Here is a 19,476-nt window from a genome sequence, read left to right on the forward strand (position 1 = left end):
TTACGCGGAAGAGGCCAGCGGCAGTGCTGCCGCTGGTCCGAAGCGTTCCACCACGAAGTCGATGAAGGTGGTCAGCTTGGGCGTGGCCCTGCGGTCTCGCGAGTAGACCAGGTTCATCGGCCGCGCCGGCGGCAGATAGTCGCACAGGATGGGCACCAGCCGTCCGGCCGCGATATCCTGCGCCAGCAGCACCTCCGCCTGCATCAAGATCCCGAAATCCTTCAGCGCGGCCACGCGCAACGCCTGTCCGCTGTTGGTGCGGAAGCGGCTGGCCGGCAGCGCGCGCTTGCTGCGTCCATGGTGCACCTCGTGCACCGATTGCAAACGCCAGCGCACCCCCACCGACCCCACCATGAAATCCAGGCACTCGTGGTGCGCCAGATCGTCCGGCGTTTGCGGCGTGCCGTGTTTTTTCAGGTAGGCCGGTGAGGCGCAGATCGCCATGCCATAGTTGAACAGCGGCCGCGCGATCATGGCGGAATCGTCCAGCGCGCCGATGCGCACGGCGGCGTCGTAGCCTTCCTCCACCATGTCGACCATGCGGTCGTTGAGGCTCAGGTCCACGCTCACTTCCGGATGCAGGCGCAGGTAATCGCTGATCGCGGGCGCCAGCCATTCGCTGCCGAAGGAGACGGGCGCGGTGATGCGCAGCCGTCCACGCGGCACGCTGCGCATCGCTTCGGCGCCGGTTTCGGCAGCGGCGATCTGCGCCAGGATGGCGCGGCATTGTTCGACATATTGGGCGCCGATCTCCGTCAGGCTCTGGCGGCGGGTGGTGCGCGTCAGCAGGCGCGCGCCCAGCGTGGCCTCCAGGTGGGCGATGTGTTTGCCGACCATGACCGGCGACAGCTGGAAGGCGCTGGCGGCGGCCGTGAAGTTGCCAGCGTCGACGACGGCCACAAAGATCTCCATGCTGCGCAGCTTGTCCATATGATTGCTAATCCTGGGTTAGTAATGTTCTTCATCTTAGCTCATTTATTCCTTTGGCGTTGTGGCGGATACTGGTGTTTTCACTCACTGAGGAGAACATCATGAAAGTAGTCGTCATCGGCGCAGCAGGCACGGTCGGCAAGGCGGTGGTAGAGCAACTGGGGCAGCGGCATGAGATCGTCACCGTCGGCGCGAGCAGCGGGCAGTATCAGGCCGATATCTCCGACATCGCGCAGGTACGCGCCGTGTTCGCCCAGATCGGCCGTGTGGACGCGGTAGTGGTGGCGGCAGGTTCGCTGCACTTCGCGCCGCTGGCTGGCTTTACGCCGGAGCAGTTCTACGTGGGTTTGAACAGCAAGTTGATGGGGCAGGTGAATGTGGCGCTGGTCGCGCAGGAATACCTGAACGACGGCGGCTCGATCACGCTCACCAGCGGCATCGTGGCCGATGAGCCTATCCGCAACGGCGTCAGCGCCACCATGGTCAACTCCGCAGTCGAAGGCTTTGCGCGTGCGGCGGCGATCGAACTGCCGCGCGGCTTGCGCATCAACGCCGTCAGCCCGACCGTGTTGGAAGAATCGATGGGCAGCTATGGTCCGTTCTTCATCGGCTTCGAGCCGGTGCCCGCCCGCCGCGCAGCGCTGGCGTATGCGCGCAGCGTCGATGGCGCACAGACCGGGCAGGTATATCGCGCCTGGGGCGGTTCGGTATGAAGGTGGTCGTGATCGGCGGCACGGGGACCATCGGCAGCGCCGTGGTGGAGCAACTGGGGCAGCGGCATGAAGTCGTCGTCGTGGGCGCGCGCGGTGGCCAGCATCAGGTCGATATCGAAGACATCGCGCAGGTACGGGCGTTGTTTTCCAAGGTCGGTCGCGTCGACGCGGTGGTTGTGGCGGCTGGTGCGCTGCATGTGGGACCGTTTGCCGAGCTGACGCCAGAGCATTTCCATGTCGGCTTACGCGGCAAGTTGATGGGGCAGGTCAACGTGGCGCTGGTGGCGCAGGAGTTCCTCAACGACGGCGGCTCGATCACGCTGACCAGCGGCGTCGATACCGAGCATCCGATACGTGGCGCGGTTGCCGCTTCCACTGCCAATGCGGCGGTGGAGGGCTTTGTGCGGGCGGCGGCGATCGAACTGCCGCGTGGCTTGCGCATCAACGCCGTCAGTCCGACGGTGCTGCAGGAGTCGGTGCATCTGTTCGGCGGCCTGTTCACCGGCTTCGAGCCGATCAAGGGCAGCCGCGCCGCGCTGTCCTACGCACGCAGCGTCGATGGCGCGCAGACGGGGCGGGTCTACCGGGCCTGGTAGCGGCCGTCGCCGGGAGGGGAGCGGTGTACTACAATGCGGATCTCACTCCACCCTGAGGTTCGAATGAAAAAAATACTGCTCCCTCTGGCCCTGGCTGCCGCCTGTGCTTCCGTCTACGCCGCCCCGGCCAGCGTTACCGAATTGGACAAGATGACCAAGCGCTACGCGCCGGTCGCCTTGACGGCCGATACCAGCAAGCTCTCGGCCGGCGACAAGAAAGCCATCGCCAAGCTGATCGAAGCGGCCAAGATCGTCGACGTGCTGCAACTGCGCCAGCGCTGGTCCGGCAATGAAGCGCTGTGGGCGGCGCTGCAAAAGGACACCACGCCGCTGGGCAAGGCGCGCCTGAACTACTTCTGGCTCAACAAAGGTCCATGGTCGATCCTGGACGACCATCAAAGCTTCCTGCCCGCCGAACTGGCCGGCATAACGATCCCGGCCAAGAAGCCGGAAGCCGGCAACTTCTATCCCGAAGGCGCGGGCAAGCAGGCGCTGGAAAGCTGGATGAACACGCTGCCGGCCAAGGACAAAGAGCAGGCGCAATGGTTCTTCACCACGATCCGCAAGAATGCGGCGGGCCAGTTCAGCGTCGTCAAATATTCAGACGAGTACAAGCCTGAGCTGACCAAGGCCGCTGCGCTGTTGAAGCAAGCCGCCGCCGATACCGATAACGCCTCGCTGAAGAAGTTCCTTGAGCTGCGCGCCGAGGCCTTCCTGAGTAACGACTACCTGGCTTCGGATTTCGCCTGGATGGACCTGGATGCGCCGGTCGATATCACCATTGGCCCTTACGAGACCTACAACGACGAACTGTTCGGCTACAAGGCCGCGTTCGAAGCCTACGTCAACATCCGCGACCAGAAGGAAACGCAGAAGCTGGACTTCTTCGCCAAGCACATGCAGGAGCTGGAAGACAACCTGCCGCTGGACGCGAAGTACCGCAACCCGAAAGTCGGTGCGCTGGCGCCGATGGTGGTGGTCAACCAGGTGTACGGTGCGGGCGATGGCAATATGGGCGTGCAGACCGCCGCCTACAATCTGCCGAACGACGAGCGCATCATCAGCCAGCGCGGCTCCAAGCGCGTGATGCTGAAGAATGTGCAGGAGGCCAAATTCAAATCCACGCTGACGCCGATTTCCAAGCTGGTGCTGAAGCCGGTGGACCAGAAGGACGTCGACTTCGACTCCTTCTTCACCCACATCCTCGCGCATGAAATCACGCATGGCCTGGGTCCGCACATCACCAAAAACAACGGCGCCGAATCGACGCCGCGCCAGGATTTGAAGGAAGCCTATTCGACCATCGAAGAAGCCAAGGCCGACATCACCGGCCTGTACGCGCTGGCCTACATGATGGACAAGGGGCAGCTGGCCGGCACGCTGGGGCAGGGCGCCGTGGCCGAGCGCAAGCTGTACACCACCTTCCTGGCCTCGGCCTTCCGCACGCTGCACTTCGGCCTGACCGATTCGCACGCGCGCGGCATGGCGATACAGATGAACTACATCCTCGACAAGGGTGGTTTCATCTCGCACGGCGACGGCACGTTCGCGGTGGACTTCAAGAAGATCAAGCAGGCAGTGATCGACCTCGACCGCGAATTCCTGACCATCGAAGCGACCGGCGACTACGCCCGCGCCAAGGACATGATAGCCAGGTACGTGGTGATCCGTCCGGACGTGCAAAAGGCGTTGGACAAGATGAAGACCGTGCCGAACGATATCCGTCCTGAGTTCAAGACCGCCAATACGCTGTTGAAGTAAACACTCCGGGGTCAAGTCTGACATTTGGACACGATCTCTACCTTAGCGACTGCTACGGCAGAGATCGTGTCCAAATGTCAGACTTGACCCCAACCGTTTCAAAAGCTCAATGATTCAACTTTTTCTACGTAGAAATAATCTGTTGTAGAACCTGCTTCAAGGCAATAAATCTTGCCCGCTGCATGCTACAGTTTGATCATCATGATCAAGCGCGCCTTATTCCTGCTGCTCCTGTCGTCCGCCGGCCTGGCTTCCGCAGCCCAGTTGACCGATATGGAAACCCGCTGGCTCACCGCCGGCTCCGCTGTGCTGGCCTACGCCAAGCAGGAACTCAAGCTGCCAGTCGATATCACCGTACAACCTCAGGCCCGTGCCAACGATGTGCCGCTGGCGCTGGGTTTCCAGGATGGCCGCTGCAAGCTGGTGCTGTCGATGCGCGGCAATCTCAAGGCTGAAGACATCCTCGCCGGCGTGCCTGCCGACCAGCAACCGCTGATGATCGAGGCCATGATCGCCCATGAAATCGGCCACTGCTGGCGCTACGCGCAGGGCGCGTGGCACGTGCTGCCGGCCGGCTTCGAGGAGCGCGCCCAAGCGTCGCTGGAGCAGGTCGAGGCGCAGGCCCAGGCGTTGCGCGAAACCCGCCGCGAAGAGGGCTTTGCCGACCTGGTCGCGCTGGCCTGGACCCAGCAACGCCATCCGCAGCAGTACGGCGCCGTCGCCGCCTGGATGCGGCAGGTGCGGCAACCTTCTCCGTCCGTCGTTGCCGGCTCGCACAGTACGTTGGCGTGGCTGCAACTGGCGCCCACCGGCGCCGTCTTCGACCGCGGCCAGCCGCTGTTCGAACAGGCCGCCGGCCTGTGGCGCCAGGGCCTGTTGCAGGAAGACTGACGCTGCGGGCCAAATCCGCTACTTGGTACGTTCCCGCACAGAGTCGCGTCGTGGTCGGGCGTTTAATGTGTCCATCAACCACCACAAAAGGGACACATCATGAACAAGCTACTCCTCTTCGTCATGGCCACCGCCGCCAGCGCAAGTTTTGCCGCCACCACCCCGAACAACGACACGGTGGCCTACAAGGCCGCGACCAAGCAGGCCGAGATCGACTACAAGAGCGCCAAGGCAGCTTGCGATGGGCAATCGGGCACTTCCAAGGATATCTGCGTCGAGCAGGCCAAGGTCGCCCGCGCCAACAGCGAGGCCAATGCCACCTGGCAGTACAAGAACGACAAACGTTCGGTGCAGAAAGCCCAGACCGAAGTGGCGGATGCCAACTACAACCTGGCCAAGGCCAAGTGCGCACCGATGACGGGCGCCGACAAGGATGGCTGCCTGAGCACCGCCAAGTCGACCCACGTGGCCGCCATCAACGACGCCAAGGCTGGCAAGCAGATGGCTGACGTGGCCCAGACCGGCATCGATTGCAGCACCCTGAGCGGCACCGACAAGGCATCCTGCGAAACCAAGCAGAAGGGCGCTATGGCCAAGGACACCGTGGCTGACTCCGTCATCACCACCAAGGTCAAGACCGAACTGCTGGCCGAGCCTGCGCTGAAATCGCTGGACGTGCATGTGGAAACCACCAACGGCACCGTCATGCTGAGCGGCTTCGTGCCATCGCAAGCTGAAGTGGACAAGGCCGTCGATGTGGCCCGTAATGTCAAGGGCGTGAACAAGGTGCAAAGCTCGCTGCGCATCAAGTAAGCCCCCACGGCCTCCGGGCCGCAGGGACCGCCGGCCCGCGGTCCCTTTCTTTTTGCTTGCATTGATGATGATCGTAATCTAAAATCGTCGCAAGCGTGCGTCTCCCGCGCACCGTCGTCGTAAGGACTCGCATGTTTTCCCTACCGTTATCGAACTGGCTGCAGCGCCGCGGCCTGCATTATTCGTGGGTGATCGTCACCATCACCTTCTTGACCGGGCTCAGCTCATCCGCCGCCTTGGGCCTGCCCGGGGCGCTGTTGCAGCCGCTGTCGCAGGAATTCGGCTGGGACGTTGAACAGATCTCGTCGGCGCTGGCGGTGCGCTTCGTGCTGTTTGGTTTGATGGGGCCGTTTGCCGCCATCCTGATGGAGCGCTTCGGCCTGCGCAACGTGGTGGTGACTGCGCTGACGCTGGTGTCCGGCGGCCTGGCGCTGGCCACGCAGATGACGCAGTTCTGGCAGCTGGTGCTGTGCTGGGGCGTGCTGCTTGGCGTCGGTTCCGGCATGACGGCGCTGGTGCTCAGCGCCGTGGTGTCGACCCGCTGGTTCGACAGCCACCGGGGCCTGGTGGTGGGGGTGCTGACGGCGGCCTCGGCCACCGGCCAGCTGATCTTCCTGCCGATCGGCGCCTGGCTGATCGAACACTTCGGCTGGCGCATGGCGGTGCTGCCGGTGTTCATCGCCTGTGCCGTGGTGGCCGTGCTGGTGTGCCTGCTGATGCGCAACCGCCCCAATGAGCTGGGCCTGACGCCCTACGGCGCCGCGCCCGGCACTGCGGTGGCGCCGATCGCGCCGGCCATGCGGATCACCTTCGCCACGCCGTTCCAGGTGCTGGCCGGCGTCGCCGGCAACCGGGTGTTCTGGATACTGTTCGGCACCTTCTTCATCTGCGGCCTCAGCACCAACGGCCTGATCCAGACCCATTTCATTTCGCTGTGCGGCGACTCCGGCCTGTCGGCGGTGCCGGCCGCCTCGGTGCTGGCGATGATGGGCGCGTTCGACCTGGTCGGCACCATCGCCTCCGGCTGGCTGTCGGACCGCTACGACAACCGCAAGCTGCTGTGCATGTACTACGGCTTGCGGGGCTTGTCGCTGTTCTGGCTGCCGTACTCGGAATTCACGCTGTACGGCTTGTCGCTGTTCGCCATGTTCTACGGCCTGGACTGGATCGCCACCGTACCGCCGACGGTGCGGCTGGCCGGCGCCACCTTCGGCAAGGAAAAGGCGGGCATGGTGTTCGGCTGGGTGTTTGCCGGCCACCAGCTGGGCGCGGCCGTGGCGGCGTACGGCGCGGGCCGCGTGCGCACCTTGATGCTGACTTACAACCCGGCGCTGTTCGCCGCCGGCGCCGCCTGCCTGCTGGCCGCCGTCGTCATCCTGATGATACGCAAGCCGGCGGTGGCCGCTGCGGCCGTCGCGCCGGCCAAGGCCGCTTAGAGGGGAGGGTGTCAGCCCATCGCCAGCAGCGCGACGCTGACGCCGACGCCGGCAAACCACACCAGCGTGCGCAGGGCGTCGACATTCGCCAGGTACAGCGCGATGTAGACCAGCCGCAAGCCGATGAAGCCCAGCGCCAGCGTGTCGATTCGGCCCTGGTCGCCGTGGCCCTGCTGCGCCAGCACGACCGCCGCGATGAACAGCGGCAAAATCTCGAAGCCATTCATCTGCGCGGCGTTGGCCCGCGCCTGCCAGCCCGTCAGCCCGGCCGCCCAGTCGCGCGGCTGCTTGTTGTCGTAGCGGCCCAAGCCACTCGGCAGCTTGGCCGATGCCAGCTTCGCCAGTCCCACCGTCGCGGCCGGCAGCGTGCACGCCGCCAAAACACACCAATTTGCAATCGTCATACTGTCCCCTATTGGTTTGGATTTTCAAGGATTGATATCAGGAAAATCTTGTGGATACTCTACTATTGATTTGAGCGCAAAAAAAAGTTAATCGCTGTAAATAGTCGTGAATTAAATTTCAACTACATCAAAGCGAACTCTGCAATTACTGTCACAATCTGTAACAAATATCAATAAAGTGGATCAAAAATAAATATTCTTACAACAAGATTATTTCATAAAAAAACAATGATATATTGACTTTTAGACCACAGCCATCTGGGATGCACTTCGGTGATGAGGGCTGTTGGTTGCTATCAGGGCGATATATATCTTTCCACAAGAAACCTAAAAAGTAAGGATAGTTTTTATGATCTTCAATACCAAACAACTGAAACTGGCCGCCGTGACCGCAGCCCTGTTGGCCGCTGGCGTAGCCCAGGCTTCCCCATCGCTGCAACCCGATATCGCCAAGCTGGAGCCGTTCACCGGTAACACCTCGGCACCGAGCAACTGGCGCTTCACCATCGGCCAGAGCTTCAACGGTGTTGCTGGCGCGCTGGACGGCGTGGCCCGCCTGAGCTTCACCAATGGTGATGGCAACTGGGCATGCTCCGGCTCGCTGCTGGCTGGTGGCCAATACGTGCTGACCGCCGCTCACTGCGCCGATAACTTCAGCAAGATGACTGTGCAATTCGGCTGGCAAGGCGGCACCGCCGCTGTCACCCGCAACGTTTCGGTCGGCAACGCCTTCGTCAACAAGGCCTGGACCGGTCAGCTGGACACCGGCGCCGACATCGCGATCCTGAAACTGGACACCGCCGTCACCACCATCAATGGCTACCACCTGAGCACGACCAACGACGTCGGCAAGGACTACCTGATGGCCGGCTACGGCACCACCCAGAACGCCAACACCAATTCGGCCACTAACTGGCTCGACGGCAACTACGGTCACTATGCTTTCAACACCTTTGACGTCGACAGCAAGACCTTTAACAAAGCCGCCGGCGACGCCGGTATCTACGACTACGATCCTAGCTACTACGCTCCAGGCGCCACTTACATGAGCGACTTCGACGACGGCACCGCTAAGCGCAACACGCTGGGCCGCATCGCAGGCGTCACTGGCAACCAGTGGAGCAGCAGCGACGGCCGCGGCGCCATCGAAGGACTGATCGCCGGCGGCGATTCGGGCGGTGGCGACTTCGTCTGGAACGGCACCGAATGGCTGCTGTCGGGCGTGCACTCGTGGGGCTGGCAGGGCGCTTGCGCAGATTTCGGCCTGACCGGCTGCGACAACGCCAGCCAGAACAAGTCCAGCTACGGCGATCTGTCCGGTTCGACCGCGACCTACTCGCACATCGGCTGGATCAACTCGGTGACGGCCGTACCGGAACCAGGCACCTACGCGATGATGATCGCCGGTCTGGCACTGGTTGGCGTAGCCCGCCGCCGCAAGCAAAAGTAATTCTGCCGGCATGAAAAACCCCCGTTGGCCTTGGGCCACGGGGGTTTTTTCTTGGGCGACGATGTCGCCTTGCCTTACTTCAGATACTTGGCCAGCCAGCCATGCACTTCGCTGTAGAAGTAGCGGCTGTTGTCGCCCTTTAAGATCCAATGGTTCTCGTCCGGGAACACCAGCAGCTTGGCCGGCACGTTCAGGCGGTGCTGGGTCGCGTAGTTCATCAGCGCATTGTTGGCCGGCACGCGGTAATCGAGCTCGCCCACCGAAATCAGGATGGGCGTGGTGAAGCCCGTGCCCTTGGCGTGGTTCCCCGCCTGCATCACCGGGCTCTGCTCGCGCCACACCGCCTTGTCGCCCCACACCGGGCCGCCGCTGTTGACTTCGCGGCCGTGGATGCTGTCGCTGCTGCCCCACTGCATCACCAGGTCCATCTCGCCCGCGTGCGACACGAAGGCCTTGTAGCGCGTGGTGGTCGCCTGCAGCCAGTTGGCCAGGTGGCCGCCGTAGCTGGCGCCGCCCGCCGCCAGGCGGCTGCCGTCGACATAGCTGTACTTCTTGACCGCCTCGTCGACCGCCTCGTTGACCTCGTCGCCCGGACCCTTGAGCGGATCGCCCTGGATGGCGCGCGCGAATTCCTCGCCGTAGCCGGTCGAGCCCTTGTAGTCGGTCAGCAGCACCACGTAGCCCGGCTGCGCCAGCAGGTGGTAGTTCCAGCGGATCACGAACTGGTCGCGCCACATATTGGCCGCGCCGCCGTGGATCACCGCGAACAGCGGATATTTTTTGGCCGGATCGAAATTGGCCGGCTTGACGATCATGTTGTGGATCATGCGGCCGTCGCTGGCCTTGAACCAGAAGTGTTCCGGCGCCTGCCAGTCGATGCCGGCCGCGCGTTCGGTGTTGAACGCGGTCAGGCGCTTGGGCGCGCCGTTGCCGAAGGCGTACACCTCGGGCGGGTTGACGGACGATTCCCATACGCCCACGATGGCCTTGCCGCCGGCCGCCAGCGAACCGATGCTGCCGGTCGGCAGCGACGCTTCGTCGCGCAGGTCGCCGCCCGCGTAGTTAATCGAATGCAGCTGCTCCAGGCCGGCGTGCTCGTAGCTGAACACGATGCGGTTGCCGCCGCTCGGCAGCACGAAGCGCGAGATCGAACGGTCCAGCGTGGCCGTCAACACTTTCGGCGTCGGATTGTTCAGCGGCCAGGCGAAGCTGGCGATGCGCGTCACGTCGTAGACCTTGCCTTCTTCCTCGGCCTCGGTCAGCGCGAACAAGGTCTTGCCGTCGGCGCTGAATTTCAGGCCGTGGTAGCTGTGCTTGTCCTGGGTCAGCTGCTGCGGCTCGCCGCCGGCCGCCGCCACGCTGAAGATCTGCGTGTAGCCGGCCGCGCGCGCCGCTTCGTCGCGGTTGGTCGAGGCCGAGAACACCACCGCCTTGCCGTCCTGCGACCAGATCGCGTCCAGCGACTGGCCCTCGTCGCCCTGGCCGCCGCCGAAGCCCGGCAGCGCCGCCAGCTTGCTGCCGGCCAGCAGGTCGCGCGGCTTGGCGCCGGCTTCCGCGTCCATCACGAACAGGCGCACTTTCTTATCGTCGAGCCACTTGTCGAAGAAGCGCGGCGGGAAGGTTTCGTAGGCGCGCGCCGTGTACTTGCGGTCCTTGCGTTCCTTGGCGCTCTTCTTGACGTCTTCCTCGCCGGCGTTGCCGGGGTAGATGTCGCTGACGAACAGCAGCTGCCGTCCGTCCGGGCTGAACTTCGGCTGGCGCGCGCCCAGCGTCAGCGTGGTCAGGCGCTGGGCCTCGCCGCCGGCCGCCACGTCGATGCGGTACAACTGCGCCGCGTCGTCGCCGTCGCGCTTGGCCACGAACACCAGCTGGCGGCTGTCCGGCGACCAGTTGGCGCCGCTCTCGCCGCCCTTGCTGAAGGTCAGGCGGCGCGCCGGCGTGTCGTCGGTCAGCGACTTGATCCACAGGTCCGACCATTGCTCCTTGCTGTCGTAGGCCGGATCGGTGACGGAGAACACGGCCCACTTGCCGTCCGGACTGGGCAGCGGGGCGCCGACCCGTTTCATCAGCCATACGTCTTCGTGCGTGATCGCGTGTTTGGCGGCCGGCGCATCGGCGGCGACGGCGCTGCCGGCCAGGCCGGCCGAAATCAATATGGCAAAAATGGAAAGTCGCGGTATAGTCATGACGGGGTCGCTCGAAAGTCGGTGAAGCGACGATAGTGACCAAATCTCCCATTGCTGTCAATCAAGTTTCCATCCCACCCCATGGAGTAGCGATCGATGCAGACCATTACCAAAATCCACAAAGTAGCCGCCTTCACCGCAGGCGGGCAGGGCGGCAATCCGGCCGGCGTGATGATACGCGCGGCCTTGCCGGACGAGCCGGCCATGCAGCGCATCGCCGCCGAGATGGGCTATTCGGAAACCGTGTTTGCCGCGCCGGCCGACGGCGGCTGGCGCGTGCGCTATTTCTCGCCCGATGGCGAAGTGCCGTTCTGCGGCCACGCCACCATCGCGCTGGGAGCGGTGCTGGCGCAGCAGCACGGCGATGGCATTTTCCCGCTGACCACCAACCACAGCCGCGTCACCGTCGAAGCCCAGTCCAGGGGCAACGAGGGCAGCGCGGCGCTGCAGTCGCCGGCCACGTCCAGTGCGGCGGCCCCGGCCGCGCTGGTGACGGCGGCGCTGGCGCTGTTCGGCTACCGCCACGCCGACCTGGACGAGCGCATTCCGCCGGCCATCGCCCACGGCGGCGCCGACCACCTGGTGCTGGCGCTGGCCAGCCGCGCCCAACTGAGCGCGATGCGCTACCAGCTGGCGGACGGCCGCAGCCTGATGCGCGAGCACGGCCTGGCGACGATCTCGCTGGTGCACGCGGAAACGCCGCAGCGCTTCCATGCGCGCAATCCCTTCGCTTCCGGCGGCGTCTATGAAGACCCGGCCACCGGCGCCGCGGCCGCCGCGCTGGGCGGCTATCTGCGCGACCTCGGCTGGCCGCATGGCGGCGCCATCGACATCGTCCAGGGCGAGGACATGGGGGCGCCCTGCCATCTGCGGGTGCAGATCTCAGGCGAGGCCGGCAGTTCGATCCGCGTCTCCGGCAACGCCCGCATGCTGGGCGACTAGTCCCACTTCTTCAACAGGCGGGCCAGCTCGCCGGTTTTTTCCATCTGCTCCAGCGCGCGCCGCACGCGTGCGGCCACGGCCGCATCCACATGCCGGCCCATCACCATGTACAGCGGCGCCGTGTACATCACCTGCGGCAGTACCTGTACCTTGCCGGTGCCGCCGGCGCGCGCGATGAAGCCGGCCAGTCCCGGCGAGCGGTGCAGGAAGAAGCGACCCCGCCCGGCCACCAGTTTTTGCAGGTTCATGGCAGGACTGGTGGCGCTGGCGTTGATCTGCAGGCCGCCCAGGGCCTCCAGGAAATCGGTGGTGGCATAGCCGCGGTTGGCCAGCACCACGCCGTTCTTGCCGAGCTTGCGCACATCGTCCCAGTTGTTCACGACCACGTCGTCGCCGCTGCGCACCAGCAGCATGTATTGGATGGGAAACAGCGGCGGATCGAGGTAGACATATTTGCGCTCGCGCTCCGGATTGCGCTGCACCGCGCACAAGGCGTCGTGCTGCTGAATGGACAGCTCGTGGTAGGCGCGTATCAGCGGCATCCATTGCTGGTCGCCGATGAAGACCAGGCCGGGATCGATGCGCTCGATGGTGCGGAAGATATCCACGCACAGGCCGATGATGCGCTCCGGCCCGGCCGGGATGAATTTCGGCTCCGTGCCTTCCTGCGCCGCCACCCGCAGCGTCACCTGCTGCGCCACGCATGCGCAAGGCAACAGCAGCGCCGACGCCAGCAGCAGGGCGCGCACGGGTCGGGCTTGGATGATCGGCAGCATCGGTTCTCCTGGGACGGCGTCGCAACGGATGAGAAAGTATATCGCTGTCGGCGAACTTGACAACAGTTTGCGCGCCGCCCGTCCCGCGCGCGCTAATCGCCTGATTCCAAAGGAAGAGCACAGCACGGCACGATAAATGCGTCCCACCGCCGCGTGTCCGCCTGGCGCGGACTGCTGTTTCCACGCATGGGAAAGGATATCGTATGCGCACTGCTCCCTCCTTGTTGCTGGCCGCGCTGCTGCTGGCGGTCAGCATCCCCGGCAACGCCTTCTGTCCCAAGAACGGCTTTGTCTGTTTCATCACGTCCAAGTCGGCCGGCAGCCTGACCCACCAGGACATCACCCAGCGCGGCATCGAAGCGCTCGACAAGCGCTACTTCGGCGTGCCCAAGCTGACCGCGTCGATGCAGAAGGCGCTGGACCAGATCATCGAGGCCGACGCCAAGGTCGACGACGACCAGACCAGCTCGGCCAAGCACTTCGACGGCGAGAACGCCACCGGCGCCCAGCTGCGCCTGGCCACGCTCAAGCAGAACGTGCTCGACGCCTTGCGCAGCGACCCGATCAACACCACCGGCGCGCGCGACAACCTCGGCAGCGCGCTGCACACCATCCAGGACTTCTACTCGCACAGCAACTGGGTCGAGCAGGGCAACAGCGGCGCCCATCCCGGCGTCGGCCGTCCCGGCTCGCTGCCGTTCGCCGGCCCCGCCACGCCGACCTGCGCCGGCTTCACCGACACCGGCCTGTTCTGCGCCAACTCGTCCAACCTGGTCGGCAGCCTGCTCACCAGCGGCTATTACGGCGGCGAGGACCGCGTCAAGCCGGGCGCCTTCAAGTGCAGCCACGGCGGCCCGCTCGACAAGAGCTCGCCGTCCAGCGACATCCTTGGCTACTTCCGCGAAGGCATCAACAAGGACACGCTGTACTGCGACATCTCGCCGCACAGCGGCTTCCACAATACGGCGGCGGCCGCGGCCATCGCCGGCACCCAGCAGTTCGTCGAAGACATCAAGGCCGAGATCACGCCGGCCCAGCTGAAGGCGCTGCTGGGCGCCGGCCCCACGCTGGCCTTCGCCATCGACACCACCGGCAGCATGGGCGGCATCATCGCCGGCGTGCGCGCCTCGGCCATCAGCATCGTCGACGCCCGCCTCGGCACCGACGAGGAACCGCTGCAGTATGTGCTGGCGCCGTTCAACGACCCGTTCACCGGCCCCACCATCGCCACCAACGACGCCGGCCTGTTCAAGGGCGCCATCGGCGGCCTGGGCGCGTCGGGCGGCGGCGACTGTCCGGAGCTGGCCATGACCGGCATGTACAACGGCCTGTCGCTGGCCGACCCCGGCGGCGACCTGTTCATGTACACCGACGCCACCGCCAAGGACGCCGGCCTGGCCGGCGCCGTCATCAGCCTGGCCAAGAGCAAGGACATCAAGATTTATCCGGTGCTGTTCGGCAGCTGCTCGCCGTTGACGCCGGGCTTCCTGCAGGCGGCGGCCGAGACCGGCGGCCAGGTGTTCTTCCTGTTCGGCGGCGAGGCCAGCACCGTCACCCAGCTGGCCGACCTGGTGGTGCGCAACAACGTGGTGCAAGTGCTGTCGTTGGTCGACACCTACGCCAGCGCCAAGAGCTACACGGTGCCGGTGGACAGCAGCATGAGCCGCCTGACGGTCTCGGTCAGCGGCACCGTGCAGGGCGTGCAGCCGGTGGTGACGCTGACGCGGCCCGACGGCGTGGCGATCACCGCCGCCAACGCCACCCGCTTCCTGAGCCTGTCGAGCGGCGTCATCATCTCGGTCGACAGCCCGCCGCGCGGCGCCTGGACGCTGACCGTCGGCGGCTCGCCCGACCAGACCTACGTCAACGTCAACGGCGTGGCCGACCTGGCCTTCAACTCGTTCCGGCTGGCCCGCTTCGGCGCGCAGCCGCCGCACCAGGGCCTGTTGACGATAGACGGCGAACCCGGACCCGGCCAGTCGCTGTATGCGATCGCCGCGCTGACCGGCATCGGCAGCGCGCCGCAATTCCAGCTGCGCCGCAAGAACTTCGAGCTGCTGTCGCCGCTGCCGCTGGAGGCGGACCAGACCGACAGCGGCAGGTTCTTCGGCGCGCTGACCGTGCCCAATGAAGCCTTCGTCGCCTACGCCACCGGCACCGACAGTTCCGGCTTCCCCTACCAGCGGCTGGTGAGCGTGATGGTGCAGCCGCAGACCGTGTCGGTGCTGCCGCCGTCGCGCCAGGACCTGCGCCCCGGCGTCACCACCACGCTGACCTACCAGGTGCGCAACGACGGCCCGGCTGGCACGTTCAGCATCAGCGCCACCGACGACCAGCACTACATCGCCGGCGTCTCGCCCAACGTGCTGACCCTGGCCAGCGGCGCCAGCGCCAACGTCACCGTCACGCTGACGCCGCCGGCCTCCGCGCGCATCGGCAGTTCCGACAGCATCACCGTCACGGCGCAGAGCACCAGCGTGGCCACGGTGCACAACAGCGCTTCGCTGACGGTGTTCGTCACAGGCTCGGCGCAGGTGCCGGGCCGGCCCGACCTGATCGCCGCCATCGTCGGCCAGGAGACCGTGGCGCCCGGCGTGGTCGGTGTCGATGTGCGCTTCACCAACACCGGTGTCGGCACCGCGCACGACATGACCTTGTCGTCGCTGGCGCTGCGCACGCTGGCCGGCAGCGGCACCGTCACGCTGAACACCGACTTGTCGCCGGCGCTGCCGTTCGTCACGCCCAATGTCGATGTCGGCAGCTTCTTCACCGTGCGCCTGACCTTCAATGTGCCTGCCACGGTGCAGCGTTTCAGCGTCGCTGAAAACGGCAGCGTGACCGACCTGAACGGCGTGACCTACGCCTACTCGCAGGCCCAATCCGTCATCCCGAAATAAACCGGAGAAACCGTCATGAAACTCAGATACCTTTGCGCGCTGGCCGCGCTGTTGTTGAAGCTGCTGTGGTGGGCGCCGCTCGCCGGCGCGACGCCGTTTGTGTTCACCTTCACGGCTGTGCCCTCCGGCGCGATCACGGGCAATCCCGGCGACCTGGTGGGATGGGGCTATCAGCTGGTCAACACCGACACGCTGAACTGGTTCGTGCCGACGCAGCTGAACGCGTCCTCGTTCAGCATCGGCTCGCCGGACGCCAGCTACTTCGACTTCCCGGTGCTGGCGCCGGGCGCCTCCGCGGCGGCGGCCTTCGACGCGGGCGCGCACACCGGCCTGTATGGCTTGCAGATCTTTCCGTTCGCGCTGCCGGCCATGAGCGACAGCGGCAGCTTCAGCCTCTCCGGCGAATGGTGGAGCGGCGATCCGCTGGCGGGCGGCACCTTCCTGCAGGTGTCGGATGTGCTGCTGGCGCCGTTGTCGGTCGCGGTCGCGGCGACGGCCGTGCCGGCGCCGGGCAGTCTGTGGCTGCTGGCGGCGGGGCTGGCTTTATTGTGGCTGGCTCAGCGCCGTCGCCAGGAAGGCGCGCAGCTCGGCGGCGCTTTGAGGTGAGGGCGCGGCGGGCCGCACATCCCGGTAGTAGCCCGGACCGGTGCGGCCCAGCAGCTTGAAGGATTTGCCGGCGTAGCTGCTGGGGCGCACTTGCAGCAGGGCCAGTTGCGTCACGCCGCCGTCCAGCGCCTGCACGTGCACGAGGAACTGGCAGGCGTACTGGCGGCCTTCGGCGTTCCAGTAGTAATCGACGTCGGGAGTGATCAGCACATCGTGGCGGCGCTGCTCTGCGGGCAGCGCCAGCCACGCGGCCAGCGCCGGGTTCGATGGCGGCAATGCCAGGTCGTCGTCCGGCGGGAACAGGGGAGAGCCGAAGGGCAGGGCCATGCGGTAGCGCCGGTGTTCCGCGCGCTGCGCGGGGATGCGCTGCACCGCCTGCAGCAACGCCTGCTGCACCTGCGGCGCGGCCATGCGCACCGTCAGCGCATCGTGCTGCGCGTGCGCCGCCGTTGACAGCAGCAAGGCCAGCACGGCCGGCGCGACGGCCCGCATGTCAATCCCACTTGCGCATCAGCCGTTCCAGCTCGCCGTTTTTTTCAAGCTGAAACAGCGCGCGCTCCAGCCGGTCGTTGATGAAGCCGGCGAGTCGTTTGCTGGTGACGAAATACAGTTTGGCGCTGTACATCACTTGCGGCAGGATGCGCACCTTGTCGACGGTGCCTGTGCGTTCCAGCAGCCGTTGCAGGCCGGGGCCGCGATGGAAGAACAGGCGTCCGCGTCCGGCGATCAGCTTTTGCAGATTCGCTTGCGGATTGGTGGAGTTGGCGTCGACTACAAGACCGCCCATCTCGGCCAGGATAGCGCCCGCCGCGAAGCCGCGATTGATCAGCACCACGTTGTCGGGCGCCAGCCGGCGCACGTCGTCCCAGTGATTGATCACCACGGGGTCGTGGGCGCGCGCCAGGAAGTGGTATTCGATGGAGTACAGCGCGGGGCCGAGGAAGTGATATTTGAGTTCGCGCTCCGCCGTGCGTTGCATGGCGCACTGCACGTCCTGCTGGCCGGTTTCCATTTCCGAGTAGGCGCGTATCAGCGGCTTCCAGCGCTGGTCGCCGACGAATTGCAGCGTCGGCTCGATCTGCTCGACGGCGCGCAGTATGTCGATGCACAGGCCGACCACGCGGTCCTTGCCTTCGGCGATGAACTTGGGTTCCGTCCCTTCTTGCGCGGCGGTGCGCAGCACGATGGCGTGGGCGGGCAGGCTGGCAGACAGCAGCAAGGCGCAGCATGCCGCGCCGAGCAGCCGGGTCCACCCGCTATGCAGTCCTGCCATGTCATCCTCTCCGTGCCGCGCTGCGCGCTGTTTGATAACAAGCTTACACCAGTCAGCGCAAGGTGCGGGTAAATTGATGGCCTCCATACAGCCTGCCGTTTATGCATTCCATACCGTCCTGATAGGCTCCCTGCACGAAAGCGCATTTGTTCAGGACACGGGCCGATGCGGGGTTGTTGTCGGTGACGTAGGCCAGCAGATGCCGCAAGCGCCACTGCTGCTGCGCCAACGCGACCAGGTGCTGCAATGCGCGGGTAGCCAGGCCCCGGCCCGCTGCGTCGCGGGCAATGCGATAGCCTGCTTCGGCGCTGGCTGTCTTGCTGTCGATGTCCTTCAGATTGGCGCGCCCGACGATGTGGCCGCTGGCGTCGAGCAGCAGGCATGGATGCCAGGTGCCGTTGGCATAGCCGTCCAGGTATTGTTCGATGTGGCGCCGCACGCCCTGTGGCGTATAGAAGGCTGCGTCGCGCGGCGCGATATGCTGCTCGAACCAGATTCGGTTCTCCAGTTCGAACTGCAGCAGCGGCGCCGCGTCCTGTGCTTGCAGCGTCTTGATGATGATGTCGTTCATACCGTCTCCAGAAAATCTTTCGAGCAGGCGATCAGTCCCGCGCAGGCCAGCGTGGCCAGGCCCGCCGTTGTCAGCGCCGGCACGATGCCGCAGTACCCGGCCAGCATGCCCCATGCGGCGCTGCCGGCGGTCTGGCCGGCGGCAATCGCCAGGATGTGCACCGACAGCGTCCGGGCGCGCACCGCGTCGGGAAAGGCTTGCTGCGCCGCGCCGTTGAGCGTGGTGACGATGGCCGACCACGCAACGCCGCCGACCACCACCATCGCGAGGCGCAGCGGTTGCGAGGCGGCCAGGCCGATCGTCATCAGCATGCCGCCATGGATGCCCAGGCCGCCGGCCAGCACCACGCGCCTGGCTGCGTGGCGGCGCGCGAGCGGCAGCACGAAGGCCGCCAGCACCGCGCCTGCGCCCAGTGCGCCCATCAGCGCGCCGTAGGTGGCGGCGTCGCGATGCAGCAGCGGCAGCAATGCGGCGAATGCTGCCGACACGAAGAATATCGCCATCGCATACGACAGCAACGCGCGATAGCGGGCAGATGCCCAACTGATGCGCAGCGCGCTGCCCATGCCGTGGCTGACGGCGGCCGTGCGTGGTGCTGGTGTTGTCCGCCATCGACGGTAGATCCACAGCAGCGCGCCGAAGGAGAGCGCGTTCAACAGGTACAGCGGTCCGGCCCCGGCCAGTTGATACAGCACGCCGCCCAATGCCGGCCCGGCCAGCGCCGCCAGGTTGTAGCTCATGTTGTTGAGCGTGGCCGCCGCTTCGATCTCCTGCGGCGGCACCAACGACGACATCGACGCCTGCCACGCCGGCATCGTGAACGCCAGTCCGGCGCCCATGATGAAGGTCAGCAGCAGCAGGGCGGGTAGCGGTTGCCGGCCATCGTAGGCCAGCAAGGCCATCGCGACGGCGGTCAGCGCCATCACGGCATTGCTGCGGAATAGCAGGGTGGGCCGGTGCAGCGTATCGGCCAGCACGCCGGCGGGCAGGGCGAACAGCAGCATCGGCGCCCAGGTCGCGGTCTGCACCAGGGCCGTCAACTGGGGCGAGTGCGACAGCGTGGCGATCTGCCAGGCCGCCGCGAAGGCTTGCATGCGGCTGCCCAGGTTGGACAGCATATTCGCCAGCCACAGTTGGCGAAAGCGTGCATGGCGCAGCGGTTGGCATAGCGGGACGGCGTGGGGTTTGGGCGGCATGGCTGAAGTCTAAAAGCGCGCTGCCGCCAGGGTCA

At 65.5% G+C, this 19,476-nt stretch carries 17 protein-coding genes and 2 pseudogenes; 11 read left to right on the forward strand and 8 right to left on the reverse strand.

The genetic code is table 11. The features are described 5' to 3' along the window. Window positions 1-930 carry a LysR family transcriptional regulator gene (locus DUGA2_RS10525; RefSeq protein WP_070269247.1) on the reverse strand — a complete coding sequence of 310 codons (930 nt, stop codon included), beginning with the start codon at window positions 928-930 and terminating at the stop codon, window positions 1-3. Window positions 931-1,031: 101 nt separating this feature from the next. Between DUGA2_RS10525 and DUGA2_RS10530 the strand changes: the two genes are divergently transcribed. The 6 genes from DUGA2_RS10530 to DUGA2_RS10555 all read left to right on the forward strand — a co-directional run bounded on the left by DUGA2_RS10530 (window position 1,032) and on the right by DUGA2_RS10555 (window position 7,140). Beyond that, window positions 1,032-1,643: a short chain dehydrogenase gene (locus DUGA2_RS10530; RefSeq protein WP_373994828.1), complete on the forward strand. Its 612-nt coding sequence runs from the start codon at window positions 1,032-1,034 to the stop codon at window positions 1,641-1,643. Beyond that, window positions 1,640-2,239, forward strand: a complete 600-nt coding sequence (locus DUGA2_RS10535; protein WP_070269248.1) for a short chain dehydrogenase — start codon at window positions 1,640-1,642, stop codon at window positions 2,237-2,239. Before DUGA2_RS10530 ends, DUGA2_RS10535 begins: the two co-directional genes overlap by 4 nt. A gap of 63 nt (window positions 2,240-2,302) precedes the next feature. After that, the gene (locus DUGA2_RS10540; protein ID WP_070269249.1) at window positions 2,303-4,000 is read left to right on the forward strand and encodes a hypothetical protein; all 1,698 of its coding nucleotides are present in this window, start codon (window positions 2,303-2,305) and stop codon (window positions 3,998-4,000) included. 201 nt (window positions 4,001-4,201) lie between these two features. Further along, window positions 4,202-4,891, forward strand: coding sequence for a hypothetical protein (locus tag DUGA2_RS10545; protein ID WP_070269375.1), 690 nt, complete (start codon window positions 4,202-4,204; stop codon window positions 4,889-4,891). 99 nt (window positions 4,892-4,990) lie between these two features. Next, on the forward strand, window positions 4,991-5,704 hold the full coding sequence (locus DUGA2_RS10550) for a BON domain-containing protein (RefSeq protein WP_070269250.1): 714 nt from the start codon (window positions 4,991-4,993) through the stop codon (window positions 5,702-5,704). 131 nt (window positions 5,705-5,835) lie between these two features. Next, window positions 5,836-7,140 carry an MFS transporter gene (locus DUGA2_RS10555; protein WP_070269251.1) on the forward strand — a complete coding sequence of 435 codons (1,305 nt, stop codon included), beginning with the start codon at window positions 5,836-5,838 and terminating at the stop codon, window positions 7,138-7,140. Window positions 7,141-7,151: 11 nt separating this feature from the next. Here the strand turns inward: DUGA2_RS10555 and DUGA2_RS10560 are convergent, their stop codons facing one another. Further along, window positions 7,152-7,544, reverse strand: coding sequence for an MAPEG family protein (locus tag DUGA2_RS10560; protein ID WP_070269252.1), 393 nt, complete (start codon window positions 7,542-7,544; stop codon window positions 7,152-7,154). A 349-nt stretch (window positions 7,545-7,893) separates the two neighbouring features. On the opposite strand from DUGA2_RS10560, the pseudogene DUGA2_RS34985 reads away from it, so the two are divergent. Continuing rightward, window positions 7,894-8,433, forward strand: a pseudogene (locus tag DUGA2_RS34985) (trypsin-like serine protease); the annotation flags it as partial. Between the two features lie 465 nt (window positions 8,434-8,898). Beyond that, a pseudogene (locus DUGA2_RS34990) lies at window positions 8,899-8,994 on the forward strand (PEPxxWA-CTERM sorting domain-containing protein); the annotation flags it as partial. Window positions 8,995-9,068: 74 nt separating this feature from the next. Here the strand turns inward: DUGA2_RS34990 and DUGA2_RS10570 are convergent. Then, window positions 9,069-11,180, reverse strand: coding sequence for a S9 family peptidase (locus DUGA2_RS10570; RefSeq protein ID WP_070269254.1), 2,112 nt, complete (start codon window positions 11,178-11,180; stop codon window positions 9,069-9,071). Window positions 11,181-11,276: 96 nt separating this feature from the next. Here DUGA2_RS10570 and DUGA2_RS10575 point away from each other — a divergent pair, with 96 nt between their 5' ends. Further along, window positions 11,277-12,122: a PhzF family phenazine biosynthesis protein gene (locus tag DUGA2_RS10575; protein ID WP_070269255.1), complete on the forward strand. Its 846-nt coding sequence runs from the start codon at window positions 11,277-11,279 to the stop codon at window positions 12,120-12,122. On the opposite strand, the gene DUGA2_RS10580 is transcribed toward DUGA2_RS10575, so the two are convergent. After that, window positions 12,119-12,898, reverse strand: a complete 780-nt coding sequence (locus DUGA2_RS10580) for an ABC transporter substrate-binding protein (RefSeq protein WP_070269256.1) — start codon at window positions 12,896-12,898, stop codon at window positions 12,119-12,121. The genes DUGA2_RS10575 and DUGA2_RS10580 overlap by 4 nt on opposite strands. 203 nt (window positions 12,899-13,101) lie before the next feature. On the opposite strand from DUGA2_RS10580, the gene DUGA2_RS10585 reads away from it, so the two are divergent. After that, window positions 13,102-15,795 carry a hypothetical protein gene (locus DUGA2_RS10585; RefSeq protein WP_070269257.1) on the forward strand — a complete coding sequence of 898 codons (2,694 nt, stop codon included), beginning with the start codon at window positions 13,102-13,104 and terminating at the stop codon, window positions 15,793-15,795. A 15-nt stretch (window positions 15,796-15,810) separates the two neighbouring features. After that, a complete protein-coding gene (locus DUGA2_RS10590; protein ID WP_070269258.1) occupies window positions 15,811-16,401 on the forward strand; it encodes a PEP-CTERM sorting domain-containing protein in 591 nt (196 codons plus the stop codon). On the opposite strand, the gene DUGA2_RS10595 is transcribed toward DUGA2_RS10590, so the two are convergent. Genes DUGA2_RS10595 through DUGA2_RS10610 form a run of 4 tightly spaced genes read right to left on the reverse strand, consistent with a single transcriptional unit; the run spans window position 16,339 to window position 19,441 of the window. Then, window positions 16,339-16,893 (reverse strand): hypothetical protein, encoded by a 555-nt coding sequence (locus DUGA2_RS10595; protein WP_070269259.1) that lies wholly within the window; start codon window positions 16,891-16,893, stop codon window positions 16,339-16,341. The two genes, DUGA2_RS10590 and DUGA2_RS10595, sit on opposite strands and share 63 nt — an antisense overlap. A gap of 1 nt (window position 16,894) precedes the next feature. Continuing rightward, on the reverse strand, window positions 16,895-17,674 hold the full coding sequence (locus DUGA2_RS10600) for an ABC transporter substrate-binding protein (protein ID WP_070269260.1): 780 nt from the start codon (window positions 17,672-17,674) through the stop codon (window positions 16,895-16,897). 52 nt (window positions 17,675-17,726) lie between these two features. Then, window positions 17,727-18,245: a GNAT family N-acetyltransferase gene (locus DUGA2_RS10605; protein ID WP_070269261.1), complete on the reverse strand. Its 519-nt coding sequence runs from the start codon at window positions 18,243-18,245 to the stop codon at window positions 17,727-17,729. Continuing rightward, window positions 18,242-19,441 carry an MFS transporter gene (locus tag DUGA2_RS10610; RefSeq protein WP_070269262.1) on the reverse strand — a complete coding sequence of 400 codons (1,200 nt, stop codon included), beginning with the start codon at window positions 19,439-19,441 and terminating at the stop codon, window positions 18,242-18,244. Before DUGA2_RS10610 ends, DUGA2_RS10605 begins: the two co-directional genes overlap by 4 nt. Window positions 19,442-19,476 lie beyond the last annotated feature (35 nt).

Source organism: Duganella sp. HH101, assembly GCF_001758795.1.
Lineage (GTDB): Bacteria > Pseudomonadota > Gammaproteobacteria > Burkholderiales > Burkholderiaceae_D > Rugamonas > Rugamonas rivuli.